The following is a 20060-nucleotide window of genomic DNA, read 5'->3' as shown; positions in this document are numbered from 1 at the left end:
CACCACTCCCGATCGGAGCATGCCCGCACCCCTCCCCCACCCCTAGCCTGCAGAAAAGAAGAGCGTCCGAAACACCCCCAGGAGCCCCTCATGACCGCAATCCCGCAGGAGCGCCGCGTCGTCACTGCCATCCCCGGCCCGAAATCCGTCGAGCTGCAGGCTCGTCGTATCGCGGCCGTCGCCGCAGGTGTGGGCTCCACCCTGCCGGTGTTCACCGCCCGGGCCGGCGGCGGGATCATCGAGGACGTGGACGGCAACCGGCTGATCGACTTCGGGTCCGGGATCGCCGTGACCTCCGTGGGCGCCTCCGCCGAGGCCGTCGTGCGGCGGGCCTCCGCGCAGCTCGCGGACTTCACCCACACCTGTTTCATGGTCACGCCGTACGAGGGGTACGTCGAGGTCTGTGAGCAGCTCGCCGAGCTGACGCCGGGCGACCACGCGAAGAAGTCCGCGCTGTTCAACTCGGGCGCCGAGGCCGTCGAGAACGCGGTGAAGATCGCCCGTGCCTACACCAAGCGCACCGCCGTCGTCGTCTTCGACCACGGCTACCACGGCCGCACCAACCTCACCATGGGCATGACGGCGAAGAACATGCCGTACAAGCAGGGCTTCGGCCCGTTCGCGCCCGAGGTCTACCGCGTCCCGGTCGCCTACGGCTACCGCTGGCCGACCGGTGCCGAGAACGCCGGGGCCGAGGCGTCCGCGCAGGCCATCGACGCGATCACCAAGCAGATCGGCGCCGACAACGTCGCCGCGATCATCATCGAGCCGGTGCTCGGCGAGGGCGGCTTCATCGAGCCGGCCAAGGGCTTCCTCCCGGCGATCGCGCAGTTCGCCAAGGACAACGGCATCGTGTTCGTCGCGGACGAGATCCAGTCCGGATTCTGCCGGACCGGCCAGTGGTTCGCCTGTGAGGACGAGGGCGTCGTCCCGGACCTGATCACCACCGCCAAGGGCATCGCGGGCGGCCTGCCGCTCTCCGCCGTGACCGGCCGCGCCGAGATCATGGACGCCGCGCACGCGGGCGGCCTGGGCGGTACGTACGGCGGAAACCCGGTCGCCTGCGCCGGTGCGCTGGGCGCGATCGAGACGATGCGTGAGCTGGACCTGAACGGGAAGGCCAAGCGGATCGAGGAGGTCATGAAGGGCCGCCTCGCCGAGATGCAGGCGAAGCTCCCGAACGGCGACATCATCGGTGACATCCGCGGCCGTGGCGCGATGATCGCGATCGAGCTGGTGAAGTCCGGCACGAAGGACCCGCACCCGGAGGCGGCGGGCGCGCTCGCGAAGGCCTGCCACGCCGAGGGTCTGCTCGTCCTGACCTGCGGCACGTACGGCAACGTCCTGCGCTTCCTGCCGCCGCTGGTGATCGGCGAGGACCTGCTCAACGAGGGCCTCGACATCATCGAGCGGGCGTTCGGCACGCTCTGATTCCTCGAACCCGGGCGCGTACGGTGGCGGCCCCGCGCCGCTGCCTTACGGCGTCCGGGTGAGGGCCTGTGAAGAACGTGTGCGGGGGCGATGGCGGGAGGCGGTGGCGACTGTCGGCCGCCCCTCCTCTGCCGTACGGTTTCTGCAGATGAGAGAAACACCTCGGCCTCGGGAAACTGCGGCCGACTCCGGGTCGGGGCTTCCCCAGCGCCGTCCGGAGCGTGCGTTCGCGCATGCCGGAGCCGATGGCTCCGGGACTCCTCACCGATCGGACGGCCGCCCGCCCCACACCCCCCGGGGCGCGCGGCGAACCGATCTCGCCGGCCATCCCGGAACAATCCCCCCTGTTCCCGGGTGGCCGGCCCCCCTCGTCTCCGGCGTCCTCGGTCTGCTCGCGGTCCTCTTCGCGCTGATCACCTGGCAGGTCGCCGTCGATGGCCCGCTGCTGCGGCTGGACGAGCGGGTGGGAGCGAAGCTCTTCGAGCGCGGTCCGGCCGGGCTGACCCAGGTCTTCTCCGACCTCGGCGGGATGCCCGTGGCGCTTCCGGTGCTGACCTGCGCGATCGCGTACGCCTTGTGGCGCCGGGCCCTGCGGCTCGCCGTGTACGCGGCCCTCACCATGGCGGCGGTGCCCGCGCTGGTGATCCCGCTGAAGGTGGCCACCGCCCGGCAGGGGCCGCTGACGGAGGCCGTCAACTACTACCCGTCCGGTCATACGGCGACGGCCGCCGTGGCGTACGGGGCGACCGCCCTGGTGCTGCTGGCGCTGCCACGCCCCGCATGGCTGCGGGAGGCCTCCTGGCCCCGGGCGTGGATGATGCCCGTCGCCGCGATCCTGCTGACCACGGCGACGGGCATCGGTCTGGTGCTGCACGGCTACCACTGGCCGCTGGACGTGCTGGCCAGTTGGTGCCTGGGGCCGTTGGTTCTGGCGCCCCTGTGGTGGGTCAGTTGCCGAAGTAGGCGTCGAAGTTCCGGCTGAACTCCCCGTTGTTGAAGCGGTCCCAGTTGATCGACCAGGTCATCAGGCCACGCAGGTCGGACCAGGTTCCGCGGGTCTGGTAGGAGCCGCAGTCGGTCTTCTTGATCAGGCAGTTGAGCGCCTTGTTGACCTCGGCCGGGGTGGTGTGGCCGTTGCCCGCCTGGGTGGAGGCCGGGAGCCCGATGGCGACCTGGTCGGGACGGAGGCCGGGGAAGACCTTGGTGGTGTCGCCCGCCACCGGGAAGCCCGCGAGGAGCATGTCGGTCATCGCGATGTGGAAGTCCGCGCCGCCCATGGTGTGGTACTGGTTGTCGAGCCCCATGATCGGGCCCGAGTTGTAGTCCTGGACGTGCAGCAGGGTCAGATCGTCGCGCAGCGCGTGGATGACCGGGAGGTACGCGCCGACGCGCGGGTCCTGGCCGCCCCAGGGGCCCGAGCCGTAGAACTGGTAGCCGAGCTGGACGAAGAAGGTCTCCGGCGCCATCGTGAGGACGAAGTCGGAGCCGTACTTCGCCTTGAGGGACTTCACCGCGGAGATCAGATTGACGATCACCGGTGAGGTCGGGCTGCGGAAGTCGGTGTCTCCCGTGTTGAGGGAGAGCGAGTGGCCTTCGAAGTCGATGTCGAGGCCGTCGAGACCGTAGGTGTCGATGATCTTCGAGACCGAGGTGACGAAGGCGTCCCGGGCGGCGGTGGAGGCGAGCTGCACCTGTCCGTTCTGGCCGCCGATCGAGATCAGCACCTTCTTGCCCGCGGCCTGCTTGGCCTTGATCGCGGCCTTGAACTCCGCCTCGGACTCGACGTTCGGGCACTCGGCGACCGGGCAGAGCGAGAAGCGGATGTCGCCGGAGGTGACGGAGGTGGGCTCGCCGAAGGCGAGGTTGATGACGTCCCAGGAGTCGGGCACGTCCGCCATCCGTGTGTAGCCGGAGCCGTTGGCGAAGCTGGAGTGAAGATAGCCGACGAGCGCGCGGGCGGGGAGCTGGGTGTCGCCGCCCCCTCCGCCGCCCTCGGTGGTGGTCGCGGTGACGGCGGGCGACTTCGCGGACTCCCCGGCCGCGTTGGTGGCGGTGACCTGGAAGCTGTACGCGGTCGAGGGCGCCAGGCCCGTCACGGTGGCGGAGGGACCGGTGGCCGCGGCCACCTTCGTACCGCCGCGGTAGACGTTGTAGCCGCTCGCGCCGGACACGGCGTTCCAGGAGAGCGCCACGGAGGAGGAGGTGAGCGCGGTGGTCCGCAGGCCTGCGGGGACGGCCGGGATCACGACGGGCTCACCTCCGGGGCCGACGAGGCTGAGGTCGTCGACGTAGTAGTCGGGGGTGCCGTACCAGCCGTGGGTGTAGACGCTCACCGAGGTGGTGGAGGGGCCGGTCCTGAAGGTGGTGGTGAGCTGCCTCCACGCGCCGGGGGACTGGGTCCAGGTGGAGACGTCGGTGGTGCCGGTGCCGGAAGCGCCGAGGTAGACGTAACTGCCCTGGACCCAGGAGCTCAACGTGTACGAGGAGTTGGGCTTGACCGTGATGGTCTGGGAGCACTTGGCGTGGTCGCTGCCGGCCGGGGTGGCCTTCAGCGCGGAGGCGCCGGTGCGCTTGGGTGCGGTGACGGCCGCCCCGCTGGAGTTCGCGCAGCTCCAGCCGTCCAGGCCCGCCTCGAAGCCGCCGTTGCGCACCAGGTCCACGTCGGCGGCCCCCGCCGCCGGAGCCGAGGCGACCAGGGCTCCGGCGGCGAGCAGGCCGGCCGAGCAGGCGGCCAGAAGTCTGGAAAATCTGACGACGGTTCCGGTGCGTTCCACAACAGCCTCCGCGCAGGGGGGAATTCGGGGTGTGGCGTGCGCACAACATGGTCCAGACCAATGAGGTTGTCAAGACCTCTGGCGGCCCGCTCAGCCTTCCGGTCGCCCTTCACGGCCGTCCCGGGCGCCCCGGGCATCGCGAGCGCCGTGGGCGTCGCGGGCGTCGCGGGCAGCGGCACCCGCCGCCTCGTGCATCGCGAGTTCGAGGAGCGCGGCGTCGGTGAGGGTCCCCGAGCCGTCGGGCGGGATGAGCCAGCGCACTCCCCCGGTGGCGCGCCCCGGATACGGGACGACGATCCAGGTGCCCTGGCCGCAGCCCCTGATCCCGGTGCCGATCCAGCGGGAGACCGTGCCCGGCGGGACGAAGAAGCCCATGCGGGACTCGCCGAAGTCGGCGAGGACGGGGCCCGGGCGGTCGATGAGGCGGGTGAGGACGTCGAGCGTCGGATAGCCCAGCTCACCGGGGAGGATCAGCACGTCCCAGCGCCTGCCGGCGGGAAGAAGAGCGATCCCCTGCGGGTTGCGCTCCCATTCCCACCGGCAGGCGCCGGGATCCGGCGCCACCGATGTGAGCCACTCGATCGCGGCTTTCGTTTCCGGTCCCGTCATGACCAGCCTCCCGTTGACGTGAACACCGGCAGGGTTCCGCCGGTGGGTACACGTGCGAGAGAGCGCTCGGCCTCGACTATGACGCGGGTTGGGACCACGAATGACCGTGACCTGAGTCACATAATTGGACGGGGTGTCAGCTGTCGAAGCCGAGACCCAGCTTGTCCATGGTCTTCAGCCACAGGTTGCGGTGGCCGCCGTTGCTGTCGGCGTGAGCCAGGGACCGCTTGGTGATCTCGATCCCGGCCCAGGCGAAGGGCTCCGGCGGAAAGGGCATCGGCTTGGAGCGGACCATCTCGAGACGGGTCCGTTCGGTCTCCTCGCCGGAGAGCAGATCGAGCATGACATCGGCCCCGAACCGGGTCGATCCGACGCCGAGTCCGGTGAATCCGGCGGCGTAGGCGACCCGCCCCTGATGGGCCGTTCCGAAGAATGCCGTGAAGCGGGCACAGGTGTCGATCGCACCGCCCCAGGCGTGCGAGAAATTCAGCCCGGAAAGCTGCGGGAAGCAGGTGAAGAACTGCTCCGCGAGTTTCAGGAACGTCTCCGGCCGCTGGTCGAGATCGGCGCTGAGCCGGCCCCCGTACGGATAGATCGCGTCGTATCCGCCCCACAGGATCCGGTTGTCCGCGGAAAGCCGGAAGTAATGGAATTGGTTGGCGCTGTCGCCGAGCCCCTGGCGGCCCTTCCAGCCGATGGATTCCAGCTGTTCGGGGGTGAGCGGTTCGGTCATCAGCGCGTAGTCGTAGACCGGCACGGTGTAGGGCCGGACCCGCTTGACGAGCGAGGGGAAGATGTTCGTGCCGAGCGCGACCCGGCGGGCGAAGACGCGGCCGTACGGGGTGCGGACCGCTACCCCCTCCCCCGAGCGGACGAGGTCGAGGCCGCGCGTGTGTTCGTAGATCCGTACGCCCAGTTCCCGGCAGGCCCGCTTCAGGCCCCAGGCGAGCTTCGCCGGGTGCAGCATCGCGACGCCGCGCCGGTCCCAGAGGCCGCCGAGGAAGGTGGGTGAGTCGACCTCGGCGCGCAGGGCGTCACGGTCCAGGAAGTCGACGCCGGCGATACCGAGCTTGACGATCTCCTCGTGCCATTCCCGCAGCTCTTCGAGCTGGTGGGGCTCGGTGGCGACGTCGATCTCGCCGGTCCGCTCGAACTCGCAGTCGATGCCGTAGCGGGCGACGGCGGCCTCGATGGCGTCGAGGTTCCGCTCCCCCAGCTCCTCCAGCCGCGCGATCTCGTCGGGCCAGCGCTCCACGCCGTTGGCCAGCCCGTGGGTGAGGGAGGCGGCGCAGAAGCCGCCGTTGCGGCCCGAGGCGGCCCAGCCCACCTCGTGCCCCTCGATGAGGACGACGTCCCGCTCCGGATCGCGCTCCTTGGCGATGAGCGCGGTCCACAGTCCGCTGTAGCCGCCGCCGACGACCAGCAGGTCGGTGTGCTCGTCGCCGGTGAGGGCGTCAAGCGCGTCGGGTTTGGCCGGGTCGTCGAGCCAGTAGGAGACCGGCTTGGCGCCGGAGAGGGATTGTGCAGCAGTACGCATGGCAGCTGGGGCCATGGTTTCCAACTCCTTCAAGAATTTCAGTTTCGAGCGTTGCTCTTGCGGCGGCTCGCGATGAGCTGGCCGACAAGAACCATCAGTACCGCAATGACGAACATGGCGGTGCCGATGACATTGATCTGCACGGGCGTGCCGCGCTGGGCCGATCCCCAGACGAACATGGGGAACGTGACGGTGGAGCCCGCGTTGAAATTCGTGATGATGAAATCGTCGAACGAGAGCGCGAAGGCGAGGAGCGCTCCCGCCGCGATGCCGGGGGCGGCGATGGGAAGGGTCACCCGTACGAAGGTCTGCACGGGGCCCGCGTACAGGTCGCGGGCGGCTTCCTCCAGTCTCGGGTCCATCGACATGACGCGCGCCTTGACGGCGGTCACCACGAAGCTGAGGCAGAACATGATGTGCGCGATCAGCACGGTCCAGAAGCCGAGCTCGGCGCCCATGTTCAGGAAGAGGGTGAGCAGGGAAGCGGCCATGACGACCTCGGGCATCGCCATCGGCAGGAAGATCAGCGAGTTGATCGCGCCGCGCGCCCGGAAGCGGTAGCGGACCAGGGCGAAGGCGATCATCGTGCCGAGCGCGGTCGCCCCGAGCGTCGCCCAGAACGCGATCTGGAGCGAGAGCGAAAGGGATCCGCAGAGGTCGGCGACGCCGCAGGGGTCCTTCCAGGCGTCCAGCGAGAACTGCTGCCAGGCGTAGTTGAAGCGGCCGTTGGGCTTGTTGAACGAGAACACCATCACGACGATGTTCGGCAGGATCATGTACGCGAGGGTCAGCAGACCCGCGATGACGATCAGGTTCCGGCGTATCCAGCGCAGCACGGGCATCAGACCAGGTCCTCCGTCCCGGAGCGGCGGATGTAGAAGGTGACCACCAGCAGGACGATCGCCATGAGGATGAACGAGAGAGCGGCGGCCGTCGGATAGTCCAGGACCCGCAGGAACTGGCTCTGGATGACGCTGCCGACCATCTTGGTGTCGGTGGAGCCCAGCAGTTCGGCGTTGACGTAGTCGCCGCTGGCCGGGATGAAGGTCAGGAGGGTGCCGGAGACCACGCCGGGCATGGAGAGCGGGAACGTCACCTTGCGGAAGGTGGTGGCGGGGGTGGCGTAGAGGTCGCCCGCCGCCTCGTGCAGCCGGCCGTCGATCCGTTCCAGCGAGGTGTAGAGCGGCAGGATCATGAACGGCAGGAAGTTGTACGTCAGACCGCAGACGACGGCCATCGGGGTGGCCAGGACCCGGTTGGACTCGGTCCAGCCGAGCCAGCTGGTGACGTCCAGGACGTGCAGGGTGTTGAGCACGTCCACGACCGCGCCGCCGTCGGCGAGGATCGTCTTCCAGGCCAGCGTGCGGATGAGGAAGCTGGTGAAGAACGGGGCGATGACCAGCACCAGGACGAGGTTGCGCCAGCGGCCCGCCTTGAACGCGATGAGGTAGGCGAGCGGGTAGCCCAGCAGCAGGCACAGGATCGTGGCGGTGCCCGCGTAGAGCAGGGACCGGATGAACTGCGGGTAGTACTCGCGCAGGGCGTCCACGTACGTCTGGAAGTGCCAGGTGACCTCGAAGCCCTGCTCCAGCGAGCCGGTCTGTACGGAGGTGGAGGCCTGGTAGACGAGCGGCAGGGCGAAGAAGACGAGCAGCCAGAGGATGCCGGGGAGCAGCAGCCAGTAGGGGACGAGCCGTTTGCGGGTGGAGGGCTTGCGGAGCGTGAGCTCCCGGGGCTCCTCAGGGGTCGGCGCGGGCGGCGCCTCGGTGACGCTCATTCCGCGTCCTCCACGCTCGTCGCGCCCGCGTCGATGTCCTGGGCGGCGTCGAGTCCGAAGGTGTGGGCGGGGTTCCAGTGCAGGACGACCTCGGCGCCGGGGACCAGGCGGGTGTCGCGTTCGATGTTCTGCTCGTACACCTGGAGGGCCGTTCCGGCCGGGCTCTCGACGACGTACTGGGTGGAGACGCCGATGAAGCTGGAATCGGTGATGCGGCCGGTGACGCGGTTGCGGCCGGCGGGGATGTCATCGGCGTCGTCCGCGTGGGCCAGGGATATCTTCTCCGGCCGGATGCCGAGGAGGAGACGGCCGCCGGCGGCGGTGGAGGAGGCCGAACATCGCTCGCGGGGCAGCGCGAGCTTGCCGCCGCCCGCGGCCACCACCAGGTTCTCGCCGGTGGAGACGATCTCGCCCCCGATGAGGTTGGAGGTGCCGAGGAAGTTGGCGACGAAGGTGGTGCGCGGGTTCTCGTAGAGGTCGGCCGGGGCGCCGAGCTGCTCGACGCGGCCGCCGTTCATCACCGCCACGGTGTCGGCCATGGTCATGGCCTCCTCCTGGTCGTGGGTGACGTGCACGAAGGTGATGCCGACCTCGGTCTGGATCCGCTTGAGCTCCAGCTGCATCTGGCGGCGGAGCTTGAGGTCGAGCGCGCCGAGGGGTTCGTCGAGCAGCAGGACCTGCGGGTGGTTGATGAGGGCGCGGGCGACGGCGACGCGCTGCTGCTGGCCGCCGGAGAGCTGGTGCGGTTTGCGGCGGGCGAAGTCGCCGAGCTGGACCAGTTCCAGCATCTCGTCGACCTGCTTCTTCACCGACTTGATGCCGCGCCGCCGCAGTCCGAAGGCGACGTTCTCGGTGATGTCGAGGTGCGGGAAGAGCGCGTAGCTCTGGAAGACGGTGTTGACGGGCCGCTTGTACGGGGGCAGGTCGGTGATGTCCTTGTCCCCGAGGAAGACCGTGCCGGTGGTGGCCTCCTCCAGGCCCGCGATCATCCGCAGGGTGGTGGTCTTGCCGCAGCCGGACGCGCCGAGCAGGGCGAAGAAGGAGCCCTGGGGAACGGTCAGGTCGAGCGGGTGCACGGCGGTGAAGGAGCCGTAGGTCTTGCTGATCCCGGCGAGGCGGACATCGCCGCCCGCGGTCTGCTGCTGTGTCATGGGTCGCAGTCCCAGTGTGTTCGGGGGGGTTCGGAGAGGGCAGGGCCGGTGGACCACCGGTGGGTGCCGGGTCAGGCGCCGATGAGCTTGGCGAACTTCTCTTCGTACGCCGTCTCTTCCTTCGTGCTCAGGGAGCGGAAGGAGCGGGACTTCGCCGCCATCTCCTTGTCGGGAAGGATCAGCGTGTTGGAGGCCATCGACTCGTCGATCCTGGCGAGTTCCTCGCGTACGCCGTCGACCGGGCAGACGTAGTTGATGTACGCGGCGAGCTGGGCGGCGACCGGCGGCTCGTAGTAGTAGTCGATGAGCTTCTCTGCGTTGGTCTTGTGCCGGGCCTGCGCGGGGACCAGGAGGTTGTCGCTGGAGGTGATGTAACCGGCGGCCGGGATCGCGAACTTGATGTCCGGGTTGTCGGCCTGGAGCTGGATGATGTCACCGGCCCAGGCGACGCAGGCGGCGATGTCGCCCTTGCTGAGGTCGGCGGTGTAGTCGTTGCCGGTGAAGCGGCGGATCTGCTTCTTGTCGACGGCCTTCTGGAGCCGGCCGATCGCCCCGTCGAAGTCGGCGTCGGTGAAGTTCCCCGGGTCCTTGCCCTGGTCGAGCAGGGTCATGCCGATGGAGTCGCGCATCTCGGAGAGGAAGGAGACGCGGCCCTTGAGCTTCGGGTCGTCGAGGAGTTGGGTGACGGAGTCGACCTTGCGGCCGCCGGTCGCCTTCACGTTGTACGCGATGACGGTCGGGATGCCGGTCCAGGGGTAGGAGTAGGCGCGGCCCGGGTCCCAGTCCGGGGTGCGGAACTGGGCGGACACGTTGGCGAAGGCGTGCGGGAGGTTCGAGGGGTCGAGCTTCTGCGCCCAGCCGAGCCGGATGATGCGGGCGGCGAGCCAGTCGGTGACGCATATGAGGTCGCGCCCGGTGTTCTGGCCGGCCGCGAGCTGCGGTTTGATCTTCCCGAAGAACTCGACGTTGTCGTTGATGTCCTCGGTGTACTTGACCCTGATCCCGGTGCGCTTGGTGAACGCCTGGAGGGTGGGGCGGCTCTTCTCGTCCTCGCTGACGTCCATGTACTCGGTCCAGTTGGAGAAGGTGACTTCCTTCTCCTTGTCCGAGTGGTCGTCGGACGCCGTACCGGCGTCGGCGCGCTTGGCGGGCGGGATGCCGCACGCGCCGAGGGTGGCTGTGCCGCCGACGGCCAGCGCGCCCATGCCGGAGGCGCGCAGCAGGGAGCGGCGGGTGAGGGCGCCCCTGCCGCTGGTCAGGGACCGCCTCATGGCCGCCAGTTGGACCGGCGTGAGGCGCTCGGGCTCGTAACTCTCCATACGCTGTATGCCCTTTCGGGTGGGAGGCCGCGGGGGCCCGCGGTCGTGGTCGGGCCCCCGGAATGCGGCAGCTGCTATCGGTCCCCGAAGATCGTGCGGTGCCAGTCCTTGCGGGCGACCGCGGTGTTGTCGTACATGACGTGCTTGACCTGCGTGTACTCCTCGAAGGAGTACGCCGACATGTCCTTGCCGAAGCCGCTGGCCTTGTAGCCGCCGTGCGGCATCTCGGAGAGGATCGGGATGTGGTCGTTCACCCACACACAGCCCGCCTGGATCTCGCGGGTGGCGCGGTTCGCGCGGTACAGGTCGCGGGTCCACGCGGAGGCGGCCAGTCCGTACGGGGTGTCGTTGGCGAGCGCGATGCCCTCGTCGTCGGTGTCGAAGGGGAGGACGACCAGGACGGGACCGAAGATCTCCGACTGGACGACCTCGCTGTCCTGGGCGGCACCGGCGATCAGGGTCGGCCGGTAGTACGCGCCGTCGGCGAGGTCGCCGCCCGGGGACTCGCCGCCGGTGACCACCTGGGCGTAGCCGCGGGCCCGCTCGACGAAGGCGGCGACGCGGTCGCGCTGGGCGTGGCTGATGAGGGGGCCGAGGTCGGTGGCGGCGTCGAAGGGTGAGCCGAGCCGGACGGTGTCCATGAGCGCGGCGACGTCGCGGACGAAGGCGTCGTAGAGGGGGCGCTGGACGTAGGCGCGGGTGGCGGCGGTGCAGTCCTGGCCGGTGTTGATGAGCGATCCGGCGACCGCGCCGTGGACGGCGGCCTCCAGGTCGGCGTCGTCGAAGACCACGAAGGGGGCCTTGCCGCCGAGCTCCAGGTGGAGGCGCTTGACGGTGGCGGTGGCGATCTCGGCGACCCGCTTGCCGACGGCGGTGGATCCGGTGAAGGAGGTCATCACGACGTCGGGGTGGCCGACGAGGTGCTCGCCGGCGTCCTTGCCCGCGCCGGTGACGATGTTGATGACCCCGTCGGGGATCCCGGCCTCGGAGGCGGCCTGGGCGAACATCAGCGAGGTGAGCGGGGTGAGTTCGGCGGGCTTGAGGACGATGGTGTTGCCCGCGGCGACGGCCGGGAGGATCTTCCAGGCGGCCATCTGGAGCGGGTAGTTCCAGGGGGCGATGGAGCCGACGACGCCGATCGCCTCGCGGCGTACGTAGGAGGTGTGGTCGCCGTCGTACTCGGCGGCGGCCTTGCCCTCGAGGTGGCGGGCGGCGCCCGCGAAGAAGGCGGCGTTGTCGACGGTGCCGGGGACGTCGAACTCGGTGGAGAGCTTGATGGGCTTGCCGCACTGGAGGGATTCGGCGTACGCGAAGTCGTCGGCCTGCTCGGCGAGGACGGCGGCGAACCGGTGCAGGGCGTCGGACCGCTCGCCGGGGGTGGCGCCGGACCAGCCGGGGAAGGCTGCGCGGGCGGCGGCGACGGCCGCGTCCACGTCCTCGGTGCCCGCGAGCTCGTAGCGGAGCACGCTCTCTCCGGTCGCGGGGTTCACGATGTCGTGGTGGCGGCCGGACGTGCCGGGGAGCAGCTTGCCGCCGATGTACTGCGCACCTTCCGCGAAGCGGTCCTGAACCTGGAAGCCGTTGCTCATGACGCTCTCCTCCGCCGCTGTACCCGCTGGGCGGGGTCGGCGTAGCTTCTTCGTGAATTGAGTGCCGATCCTGACAGAGGGGTTCAAGCCCAACAAGTGATTCCGTTGTTGCCTTTTGGTTACGCGACGGAATCTGTCGACCATGTGTCGTGTCGGTGCGGAAATCCCCGTACGGAGTGTCAGTGGCGGATGCCACACTCACATGCCATGGGACCGATCGATGAGCTTCTGGCGGACGTGGCGCGGGGCAAGCGGGTGAAGTATCTGCCGTTCTGGGGGCACCGTCCGCGCCCGGACGGACGGCTGGGCCCGAGTTGCCTGAGTCAGTGGTGGCCGTCGCCGTTCACGGTGGACGGGGTGACGTATGCGAGCGCCGAGCACTGGATGATGGCGGGCAAGGCGCGGCTCTTCGGCGATCCGGAGGCCGAGGCGGCGGCGGTGACGGCGAAGAGCCCGGCCGCGGCGAAGAAGGCGGGGCGGCTGGTGCGCGGCTTCGACGAGGACGTGTGGATACAGGAGCGGTTCGCCCTGGTGGTGGCGGGCAGCGTGCACAAGTTCGGGCAGGAACCGGAGCTGGCCGGCTATCTGCTGGGCACGGGGGACCGGGTGCTGGTGGAGGCGTCTCCGCGGGACCGGATCTGGGGCATCGGGCTCGCGGCGGACGACGAGCGGGCGGAGCGACCGCAGGAGTGGCGGGGCCTGAATCTGCTGGGCTTCGCGCTGATGGAGGCCCGGGAGAGGCTGCGGGCGGGCGCGACGGGGTGAGCCGCGAGCCCACTTCCACGACGACCGGCCGGGCAGGGGGCGATCCCTGCCCGGCCGGTCCTCGCAGCGTTCGACGCGAGGCCCGCTAGCGGCGGTCCTCGACGACCAGCGACGTGGCGAACGGGTCGTCGTACTCGCTGTCGTAGTCGCTGTCCCGGTCGTCGGCGGTCGTGGCGGCCCAGATGATCACCCCGAGGAGCGCGGCGCCGACGACGATGCCGACGGAACCGAGGATGACCCCGGCGAGCGCCATGCCCCGGTTGGTGGCCTCGCCGCGCTTGGCACGGCCGAGGCCGATGATGCCGAAGATCAGCGCGAGGATGCCGAGGATGATGTTGAGGCCGTAGAGGCAGAAACCGACCACGGAGATGATGCCGATCACCATCGCGGCCGTGCCCAGACCGTTGTTGGGCGCCGGGCCCCAGGCGGCCGGACCGACGCCGTAGGCGCCGTAGCCCGGGTATCCGCCGTACGGCTGCGCGGGCGGGGCCGGGTAGCCGTAGTGCGCGGCGGGCGGCGGGCCCGCGTGGCCGGGGCCGTTCGGGCCGATCGGCGGCGGCGGTACGTCCGAGGGCGCCGGCCCGAAGCCGCCGGCCTGGGGTATCGGGCCGGTGCCGTCCCCCGGTCCGGCGCTCGGCATCGACGTCACGGTCGGCTGGTCGTGGACCGCGGGCGGCGTGTGCGCGGCGGGCGGCGGCGTCTGCCCGCCCTGCTTGCCCAGATCCACCCTGGTGCTGTCCGGCGGTGCCCACGGATCGCGCGGCGCGGCCCCGCCCCCGGGCTGCTCTGTGTTGTCTGACATGGGCCTCCCCCATCGTGGTCCCGTCATGCTACGGCCAGGCCTGACGGGCCCGGACCCCGCCTGCGATGATCGGTGCGGCCGGTACGCCCGGCCGATGTCACGCCGAACCGGGAGATTTCCGATGACCGATCCGCACCCCTTCATCGCCGGGCTGCCCAAGGCCGAGCTCCACGTCCACCACGTCGGGTCGGCCTCGCCCCGGATCGTCGCCGAGCTGGCCGCCCGCCACCCGGACTCCAAGGTCCCCACGGACCCGGAGGCGCTGGTCGACTACTTCACCTTCACCGACTTCGCGCACTTCATCGAGGTCTACCTGTCGGTGGTGGACCTGGTCCGCACCCCGGAGGACGTCCGGCTGCTCACCTTCGAGGTGGCGCGGGACATGGCCCGGCAGAACATCCGGTACGCGGAGCTGACCGTGACCCCGTACAGCTCGACCCGCCGGGGGATCCCCGAGGTCGGGTTCATGGAGGCCATCGAGGACGCGCGCAAGGCCGCCGAGGCCGAGCTGGGCGTGGTCCTGCGCTGGTGCTTCGACATCCCGGGCGAGGCCGGGCTCCAGGCGGCCGAGGAGACCGCCCGGCTCGCGGTGGAGCGGCGGCCCGACGGGCTCGTCTCCTTCGGCCTCGGCGGACCGGAGATCGGGGTGGAGCGCCCGCAGTTCAAGCCCTACTTCGACCGGGCCGTCGCCGAGGGCCTGCACTCGGTGCCGCACGCCGGGGAGACCACCGGTCCGCAGACCGTCTGGGACGCGCTGACCGCGCTGCGCGCCGAGCGCATCGGGCACGGCACCAGCTCCGTGCAGGACCCGAAGCTGCTGGAGCACCTGGCCGAGCACCGGATCGCCCTGGAGGTCTGCCCGACGTCGAACATCGCCACCCGCGCGGTCACGGACATCGAGCGCCACCCGATCCGCGAGATGGTCCAGGCGGGGGTGCTGGTGACGGTCAACAGCGACGACCCGCCGATGTTCGGCACCGACCTCAACAACGAGTACGCCGTGGCCGCCCGGCTGCTGGAGCTGGACGAGCGCGGTATCGCGGACCTCGCGAAGAACGCCGTGGAGGCCTCGTTCCTGGACCCGGCGGGCAAGCGGAAGCTGGCCGAGGAGATCGACACGTACACGGCGAACTGGCTCCGGGCGCCCGGCCGCTGACCCGGTCGTCGACAATGGCCCCATGGCCGACACCGTCACCAGCGTCACCGCCGTCGCCCACCGCGGCGACCCGTACCGCGCACGCGAGAACACCCTGCCCTCGATCCGCTCCGCCCTCGAACGGGGAGCGGACGCGGTCGAGATCGACGTACGCGTGACCCGCGACGGGGTGCCGGTCCTGCTGCACGACGCGACGCTGGAACGGCTGTGGGGCCACGACCGGCGGCTGGAGAGGATCGACCACGCGGAGCTGAAGGAGCTGACCGGCGGTGGGGTGCCCACGCTCCGCGAGGCGCTGCTCGCCGCCGGGACGCACCGGGTGATGGTGGACCTGCCCGGCTCCACGGACGCCTCGGTGAAGAAGATCGTGGGGACGGTCCGCGAGTGCGGGGCGGGCGAGCGGGCGTACTACTGCGCGAGCTCGGACGCGATGCTGCGGGTGCGCGCCGCCGACCCGTCCGCAGAGATCGCCCTGACCTGGACCACGCTGGCCCCGCCGCGCCCGGAGCTGCTGGCCGCGGTGAAGCCGCGCTGGCTGAACTACCGCTTCGGCCTGATCAGCCGGGAGCTGACGGACCGGGCGCACCGGGACGGGCTGCTCGTCTCCGCATGGACGGCCGACACGAAGCGCACGATGCGCCGGCTGATCGACCGGGGCGTCGACTCGATCACCACCAACCGGATCGACACGCTCCACCGGCTCCTCGCCAACTCGCCCGGGCGCGGCGGCTCTTGATCGGTCCGGCATGATGGAGAGCCCGCACCGCCCGTCGCCGCACCGCCCCACGCGGCACGCGGGCCCCCTCCGTCACCGAGGAGCCAGACGTCATGGACCCCCGCCCGCAGACAGCCGCCCCCCGGATACGTTCCGACGTCGCGCACAACGCGCGGGTGTGGAACTACTGGCTGGGCGGCAAGGACAACTACCCGGTGGACCGGGGGGTGGGCGACCGGGTCACCGGGATGTACCCGAGCATCGGTGAAGTGGCCCGCGCGGACCGGGCGTTCCTCGGCCGGGTGGTGCGCCATCTGGCGGGCGACGCGGGCGTCGACCAGTTCCTCGACATCGGCACGGGGCTGCCGACCGGGAACAACACCCATGAGATCGCCCAGCACACCGCGCCGCACGCCCGCATCGTGTACGTCGACAACGATCCGATCGTGCTGGCCCACGCCCGCGCCCTGCTGACCAGTTCGCTGGAGGGCGCGACCGAGTACATCGACGCGGACGCGCACCGCCCCGAGCAGATCCTGCGGGCCGCCGAACCCACCCTGGACCTGGGACGGCCGGTCGCGGTGATGATGCTCGGCATCCTGAACTTCGTGCTGGACACGGACGAGGCCCGCTCCATCGTGCGGACGCTGATGGCGGCCGTTCCCCCGGGCAGCCACCTCGTGCTGACCCACCCGACGCTGGAGCTGGGCGGCGAGGGCAACGAGGCGGCGATGCGCTTCTGGAACGAGAACGCCACTCCGCCGATCACCGCCCGCAGCCGCGAGGAGTTCGCCTCGTTCCTGGACGGTCTGGAGATCCTGGAGCCGGGGATCGTGTCCTGCTCCCGCTGGCGGACGAACCCGCGGGAGCCGGAGGTCGCGCAGTTCGGAGCGGTGGCCCGGAAGCCCTGACCCGGGCGGTCGTCGCAACGGGCTCGGGCGGCCACCGGGAGGGCTCAGGCGCTCACCGGAACGGCCGTCGGGTTCGCGGCCGCCGCCTGCTCCAGCACCTCCAGCCGCTTGATCATGCGGCGGACGATCAGCAGCGGGATGATGCCGAAGACCCCGAAGGACATGTCGATCACGCTCCACCAGAACGGGATGTCGCGGATCGGGCCGCAGATCAGGGCGAGCGGGATGATCCCGGCGCAGGCGATCATGCCGAACTCGATGACCCAGATGTTGCGGACCGGGTCGCGGTAAGGACCGTAGAAGGCGACCGCGATGACCAGGTGGGCGAAGGCCAGCCAGTCGGTGCCGTACAGCATGAAAGGCTGCTCGCGGTCGACGGTGTCGAGCCCCTCGCGGACCCGGGTGATCCACTCCATCAGGCCCGGGAAGTGCTCGGGGACCGGGGAGGCGGAGGCGCTCAGCAGGTCCTCCGTCCAGCGGAGTTCGGTGACGAGCGGGAAGGCCGTGAGCCCGCTCAGCACCAGACAGACGATGAAGAAGACCAGCCACCTGCGTATCCCCCGTGTGAGGGCCTGTCTCTCGCTCATGTCCGCAGCGTACGCCCGTGTTTACCGCCCCTTTACGGCACCCCTGTTACCGCTTCACAAGCCGACGATGCCGTTCCACTTCTTGGCGAAGTCCATCCGTTCCTCGGAGGTGATGTCGCGGGCGATGGCGAGCCGTTCGCGCATCGCGTCGTCGGGGAAGATCAGCGGATCCTCGGCGAGCGCGGCCGTCTCCTCGTCCTTGGAGGAGGAGAGGACGTCGCGGGCGGCGGGGACCGGGCAGACGTAGTTGACCCAGGCGGCGAGTTCGGCGGCGACCTCGGGTTCGTAGTAGTGGTCCACCAGCTTCTCGGCGTTGCGCTTGTGGCGGGCGAGGTTGGGGATCATCAGGGACTCGGCCCACAGTTCGGCGCCCTCCTCGGGGACGACGAACTCGATGTCGGGGTTGTCGGCCTGGAGCTGGATGACATCGCCGGAGTAGGCCTGGCAGGCGAGCACATCGCCGGTGGCGAGGTCCTTGATGTAGTCGTTGCCGGTGAAGCGCCGGATGTGCTTGGAGCGGACCCGCTTCTCGGTCTGCTCGCAGATCTCGTGGAAGTCGTCGGCCGTCCAGCGGGTGATGTCGACGCCGTTGCCCTGCATCAGCAGCGCGAACGACTCGTCGAGCCCGGAGAGCAGGGTGACCCGGCCGCGCAGGTCGTCCTCCCAGAGGTCGCCCGTTGACCGGATCTCGCGGCCGAGCTTCTTGCGGTTGTACGCGATGCCGGTGATGCCGGACTGCCAGGGGACGCTGTGGCGGCGCCCCTCGTCGAAGGCGGGGGTGCGCAGTTGGGGGTCGAGGTACTTGGCGACGTTGGGCTGCTTCGCCCGGTCCATCTCCTGGACCCAGCCGAGCCGGACGAAGCGGGCGGCCATCCAGTCGCTGATGACGATCAGGTCCCGGCCGGTCTGCTGGTGGTTCATCAGCGCGGGGCTGATCTTCCCGAAGAACTCGTCGTTGTCGTTGATCTCCTCGGTGTACGTGACGGAGATCCCGGTCCGCCGCGAGAAGGCGTCGAGGGTGGGGCGCTTCGACTCGTCCTCGTCGTCGGTGTCGATGTAGAGCGGCCAGTTGGCGAAGTGCAGGGTGTGGTCGGTGGCCGAACTGTCGTGTCCGGCACGGTCCCCCGGCTCGACGAACGCCGCGGGCACCCCGCAGCCGGCCAGGGTGGCGCCGGCCGCTCCCGCCCCGAGGGCGCGCAGCAGGGAACGGCGGGACATGGGGTTCTTCCTGATCGCTCGCACCCGCGCAGAATGCCGGTCGGCGCTCGCGCGGACAATGGACCAAGCGTCCAGCGGGGCGGGTCCGCCCCGCACACCTTGTCCAGACACGCATGCGGCCCCGGGCCGGAGCCCGGGGCCGCAGGACCGCGACGACGATCCAGGATCAGTCCTCGATGGACGTCATGACGTGCTTGATGCGGGTGTAGTCCTCGAAGCCGTACGCGGAGAGGTCCTTGCCGTAGCCGGACTTCTTGAACCCGCCGTGCGGCATCTCGGCGACCAGCGGGATGTGGGTGTTGATCCACACGCAGCCGAAGTCGAGGCTCTTGGACATGCGCATGGCGCGGGCGTGGTTCTGCGTCCAGACCGAGGAGGCGAGCGCGTACTCGACGCCGTTGGCGTACGTGACGGCCTGGTCCTCGTCGGTGAAGGACTGGACGGTGATGACGGGGCCGAAGACCTCGTTCTGGATGATCTCGTCGTCCTGCTTCAGGCCGGAGACGACGGTCGGCGCGTAGAAGTAGCCCTTGTCGCCGACCCGGTGGCCGCCCGCCTCGACCTTGGCGTGGGCGGGGAGCCGCTCGATGAAGCCGCTGACCTGCTTCAGCTGGTTGGCGTTGTTGAGCGGGCCGTAGGCCACGTCGTCGTCGTCCGGCTGCCCGGTCTTCGTGTCGGCGGCGGCCTTGGCGAGCGCGGTGACGAACTCGTCGTGGATCGACTCGTGGACCAGGACGCGGGTGGCGGCCGTACAGTCCTGGCCCGCGTTGAAGAAGCCCGCCTCGGAGACGCCCGAGACCGTCTTGGCGATGTCGGCGTCCTCGAAGACCACGACGGGCGCCTTGCCGCCGAGCTCCAGGTGGACGCGCTTGACGTCCTTGGCGGCGGACTCGGCGACCTGCATGCCGGCCCGTACCGAACCGGTGATGGAGGCCATCGCCGGGATCGGGTGCTCGACCATGGCGCGGCCGGTGTCCCGGTCGCCGCACAGGACGTTGAAGACGCCCTTGGGCAGGATCTGCCCGATGATCTCGGCCATGAGGACCGTCGACGCCGGCGTGGTGTCGGACGGCTTGATGACGACCGTGTTGCCCGCGGCGAGCGCCGGGGCGAACTTCCACACGGCCATCATCATCGGGTAGTTCCACGGCGCGACCTGGGCGCAGACGCCGACCGGCTCACGGCGGACGATGGAGGTCAGGCCCTCCATGTACTCGCCGGCCGAGCGGCCCTCCAGCAGCCGGGCGGCCCCCGCGAAGAAGCGGATCTGGTCCACCATCGGCGGGATCTCTTCGCTGCGGGTGAGGCCCAGCGGCTTGCCGGTGTTCTCCGACTCGGCGGCGATCAGGTCCTCGGCCCGCTCCTCGAACGCGTCCGCGATCTTGAGCAGGGCCTTCTGGCGCTCGGCGGGCGTGGTGTCGCGCCAGGCGGGGAAGGCCGCCGCTGCGGCCTCCATGGCGGCATCGACGTCGGCCTGGCCCGAGAGCGGCGAGGTTGCGTAGACCTCTTCCGTCACCGGGCTGACCACATCGATGGTCCGCCCGTCCGCGGCGTCCCGGAACTCTCCGTTGATGTAGTTGCGCAGACGGCGCACCTCGGTGGTCACAACCACCCCTCCTGTCGGCTGTCCGATGGGTGAGACATCCACCCTAATCGCTTGGGCGACGCTTTCGACATACCCAACCGCCCCCAACTTCGGATTCAGTCGGTTCTGAGCAC

The 20060-nt window shown here is 70.0% G+C and carries 18 protein-coding genes; 6 read left to right on the top strand and 12 right to left on the bottom strand.

Going from position 1 to position 20060, the window contains the following annotated elements:
• Window positions 1–90: 90 nt before the first annotated feature.
• A complete protein-coding gene (gene gabT / locus D3105_RS07310; protein ID WP_118901158.1) occupies window positions 91–1431 on the top strand; it encodes a 4-aminobutyrate--2-oxoglutarate transaminase in 1341 nt (446 codons plus the stop codon).
• A gap of 148 nt (window positions 1432–1579) precedes the next feature.
• The gene (locus D3105_RS07305) at window positions 1580–2413 is read left to right on the top strand and encodes a phosphatase PAP2 family protein (protein ID WP_118901156.1); all 834 of its coding nucleotides are present in this window, start codon (window positions 1580–1582) and stop codon (window positions 2411–2413) included.
• Here D3105_RS07305 and D3105_RS07300 read toward each other — a convergent pair.
• The 8 genes from D3105_RS07300 to D3105_RS07265 all read right to left on the bottom strand — a co-directional run bounded on the left by D3105_RS07300 (window position 2379) and on the right by D3105_RS07265 (window position 12187).
• Window positions 2379–4205 carry a chitinase gene (locus D3105_RS07300; protein ID WP_118901153.1) on the bottom strand — a complete coding sequence of 609 codons (1827 nt, stop codon included), beginning with the start codon at window positions 4203–4205 and terminating at the stop codon, window positions 2379–2381. The two genes, D3105_RS07305 and D3105_RS07300, sit on opposite strands and share 35 nt — an antisense overlap.
• Before the next feature lie 90 nt (window positions 4206–4295).
• The gene (locus D3105_RS07295; RefSeq protein WP_118901151.1) at window positions 4296–4814 is read right to left on the bottom strand and encodes a hypothetical protein; all 519 of its coding nucleotides are present in this window, start codon (window positions 4812–4814) and stop codon (window positions 4296–4298) included.
• Window positions 4815–4950: 136 nt separating this feature from the next.
• Window positions 4951–6366: an NAD(P)/FAD-dependent oxidoreductase gene (locus D3105_RS07290; protein ID WP_118901149.1), complete on the bottom strand. Its 1416-nt coding sequence runs from the start codon at window positions 6364–6366 to the stop codon at window positions 4951–4953.
• Window positions 6367–6389: 23 nt separating this feature from the next.
• Entirely contained in the window at window positions 6390–7193 is an 804-nt protein-coding gene (locus tag D3105_RS07285; protein ID WP_118901146.1) for an ABC transporter permease, read from the bottom strand.
• A complete protein-coding gene (locus D3105_RS07280; protein ID WP_118901144.1) occupies window positions 7193–8128 on the bottom strand; it encodes an ABC transporter permease in 936 nt (311 codons plus the stop codon). The genes D3105_RS07285 and D3105_RS07280 overlap by 1 nt, the downstream gene beginning before the upstream one ends.
• Window positions 8125–9279, bottom strand: coding sequence for an ABC transporter ATP-binding protein (locus tag D3105_RS07275; protein WP_118901142.1), 1155 nt, complete (start codon window positions 9277–9279; stop codon window positions 8125–8127). The genes D3105_RS07280 and D3105_RS07275 overlap by 4 nt, the downstream gene beginning before the upstream one ends.
• Window positions 9280–9350: 71 nt before the next feature.
• Window positions 9351–10598 (bottom strand): ABC transporter substrate-binding protein, encoded by a 1248-nt coding sequence (locus D3105_RS07270; protein WP_118901134.1) that lies wholly within the window; start codon window positions 10596–10598, stop codon window positions 9351–9353.
• A gap of 74 nt (window positions 10599–10672) precedes the next feature.
• Window positions 10673–12187: a gamma-aminobutyraldehyde dehydrogenase gene (locus D3105_RS07265; protein ID WP_118901132.1), complete on the bottom strand. Its 1515-nt coding sequence runs from the start codon at window positions 12185–12187 to the stop codon at window positions 10673–10675.
• Window positions 12188–12394: 207 nt separating this feature from the next.
• Here D3105_RS07265 and D3105_RS07260 point away from each other — a divergent pair, with 207 nt between their 5' ends.
• Window positions 12395–12952 carry an NADAR family protein gene (locus D3105_RS07260; protein WP_118901130.1) on the top strand — a complete coding sequence of 186 codons (558 nt, stop codon included), beginning with the start codon at window positions 12395–12397 and terminating at the stop codon, window positions 12950–12952.
• A gap of 85 nt (window positions 12953–13037) precedes the next feature.
• Here the strand turns inward: D3105_RS07260 and D3105_RS07255 are convergent, their stop codons facing one another.
• Window positions 13038–13754 carry a DUF4190 domain-containing protein gene (locus tag D3105_RS07255; RefSeq protein ID WP_118901128.1) on the bottom strand — a complete coding sequence of 239 codons (717 nt, stop codon included), beginning with the start codon at window positions 13752–13754 and terminating at the stop codon, window positions 13038–13040.
• Between the two features lie 121 nt (window positions 13755–13875).
• Here D3105_RS07255 and D3105_RS07250 point away from each other — a divergent pair, with 121 nt between their 5' ends.
• The 3 genes from D3105_RS07250 to D3105_RS07240 all read left to right on the top strand — a co-directional run bounded on the left by D3105_RS07250 (window position 13876) and on the right by D3105_RS07240 (window position 16536).
• Window positions 13876–14910 carry an adenosine deaminase gene (locus D3105_RS07250; RefSeq protein WP_118901126.1) on the top strand — a complete coding sequence of 345 codons (1035 nt, stop codon included), beginning with the start codon at window positions 13876–13878 and terminating at the stop codon, window positions 14908–14910.
• Window positions 14911–14932: 22 nt separating this feature from the next.
• Window positions 14933–15646: a glycerophosphodiester phosphodiesterase gene (locus D3105_RS07245; protein WP_118901124.1), complete on the top strand. Its 714-nt coding sequence runs from the start codon at window positions 14933–14935 to the stop codon at window positions 15644–15646.
• Window positions 15647–15738: 92 nt separating this feature from the next.
• Window positions 15739–16536, top strand: a complete 798-nt coding sequence (locus D3105_RS07240; protein WP_118901122.1) for an SAM-dependent methyltransferase — start codon at window positions 15739–15741, stop codon at window positions 16534–16536.
• Between the two features lie 44 nt (window positions 16537–16580).
• Here the strand turns inward: D3105_RS07240 and D3105_RS07235 are convergent, their stop codons facing one another.
• The 3 genes from D3105_RS07235 to D3105_RS07225 all read right to left on the bottom strand — a co-directional run bounded on the left by D3105_RS07235 (window position 16581) and on the right by D3105_RS07225 (window position 19947).
• Entirely contained in the window at window positions 16581–17123 is a 543-nt protein-coding gene (locus tag D3105_RS07235; RefSeq protein ID WP_118901120.1) for a hypothetical protein, read from the bottom strand.
• Between the two features lie 54 nt (window positions 17124–17177).
• Window positions 17178–18341, bottom strand: a complete 1164-nt coding sequence (locus D3105_RS07230) for a polyamine ABC transporter substrate-binding protein (protein WP_118901118.1) — start codon at window positions 18339–18341, stop codon at window positions 17178–17180.
• 166 nt (window positions 18342–18507) lie between these two features.
• Window positions 18508–19947: a gamma-aminobutyraldehyde dehydrogenase gene (locus tag D3105_RS07225; RefSeq protein ID WP_118901116.1), complete on the bottom strand. Its 1440-nt coding sequence runs from the start codon at window positions 19945–19947 to the stop codon at window positions 18508–18510.
• Window positions 19948–20060: the final 113 nt, after the last annotated feature.

The organism is Streptomyces globisporus (assembly GCF_003501885.1).
Lineage (GTDB): Bacteria > Actinomycetota > Actinomycetes > Streptomycetales > Streptomycetaceae > Streptomyces > Streptomyces globisporus_D.
This window is presented reverse-complemented; position numbering and strand designations above follow the sequence as displayed.

Excerpts from the sequence above, each read along its gene's own strand:
- gabT (WP_118901158.1), top strand. The coding sequence starts at position 91 with ATGACCGCAATCCCGCAGGAGCGCCGCGTCGTCACTGCCATCCCCGGC.
- D3105_RS07305 (WP_118901156.1), top strand. The coding sequence starts at position 1,580 with ATGAGAGAAACACCTCGGCCTCGGGAAACTGCGGCCGACTCCGGGTCG.
- D3105_RS07295 (WP_118901151.1), bottom strand. The coding sequence starts at position 4,814 with ATGACGGGACCGGAAACGAAAGCCGCGATCGAGTGGCTCACATCGGTG.
- D3105_RS07290 (WP_118901149.1), bottom strand. The coding sequence starts at position 6,366 with ATGGCCCCAGCTGCCATGCGTACTGCTGCACAATCCCTCTCCGGCGCC.
- D3105_RS07285 (WP_118901146.1), bottom strand. The coding sequence starts at position 7,193 with ATGCCCGTGCTGCGCTGGATACGCCGGAACCTGATCGTCATCGCGGGT.
- D3105_RS07280 (WP_118901144.1), bottom strand. The coding sequence starts at position 8,128 with ATGAGCGTCACCGAGGCGCCGCCCGCGCCGACCCCTGAGGAGCCCCGG.
- D3105_RS07275 (WP_118901142.1), bottom strand. The coding sequence starts at position 9,279 with ATGACACAGCAGCAGACCGCGGGCGGCGATGTCCGCCTCGCCGGGATC.
- D3105_RS07270 (WP_118901134.1), bottom strand. The coding sequence starts at position 10,598 with ATGGAGAGTTACGAGCCCGAGCGCCTCACGCCGGTCCAACTGGCGGCC.
- D3105_RS07265 (WP_118901132.1), bottom strand. The coding sequence starts at position 12,187 with ATGAGCAACGGCTTCCAGGTTCAGGACCGCTTCGCGGAAGGTGCGCAG.
- D3105_RS07260 (WP_118901130.1), top strand. The coding sequence starts at position 12,395 with ATGGGACCGATCGATGAGCTTCTGGCGGACGTGGCGCGGGGCAAGCGG.
- D3105_RS07255 (WP_118901128.1), bottom strand. The coding sequence starts at position 13,754 with ATGTCAGACAACACAGAGCAGCCCGGGGGCGGGGCCGCGCCGCGCGAT.
- D3105_RS07250 (WP_118901126.1), top strand. The coding sequence starts at position 13,876 with ATGACCGATCCGCACCCCTTCATCGCCGGGCTGCCCAAGGCCGAGCTC.
- D3105_RS07245 (WP_118901124.1), top strand. The coding sequence starts at position 14,933 with ATGGCCGACACCGTCACCAGCGTCACCGCCGTCGCCCACCGCGGCGAC.
- D3105_RS07240 (WP_118901122.1), top strand. The coding sequence starts at position 15,739 with ATGGACCCCCGCCCGCAGACAGCCGCCCCCCGGATACGTTCCGACGTC.
- D3105_RS07235 (WP_118901120.1), bottom strand. The coding sequence starts at position 17,123 with ATGAGCGAGAGACAGGCCCTCACACGGGGGATACGCAGGTGGCTGGTC.
- D3105_RS07230 (WP_118901118.1), bottom strand. The coding sequence starts at position 18,341 with ATGTCCCGCCGTTCCCTGCTGCGCGCCCTCGGGGCGGGAGCGGCCGGC.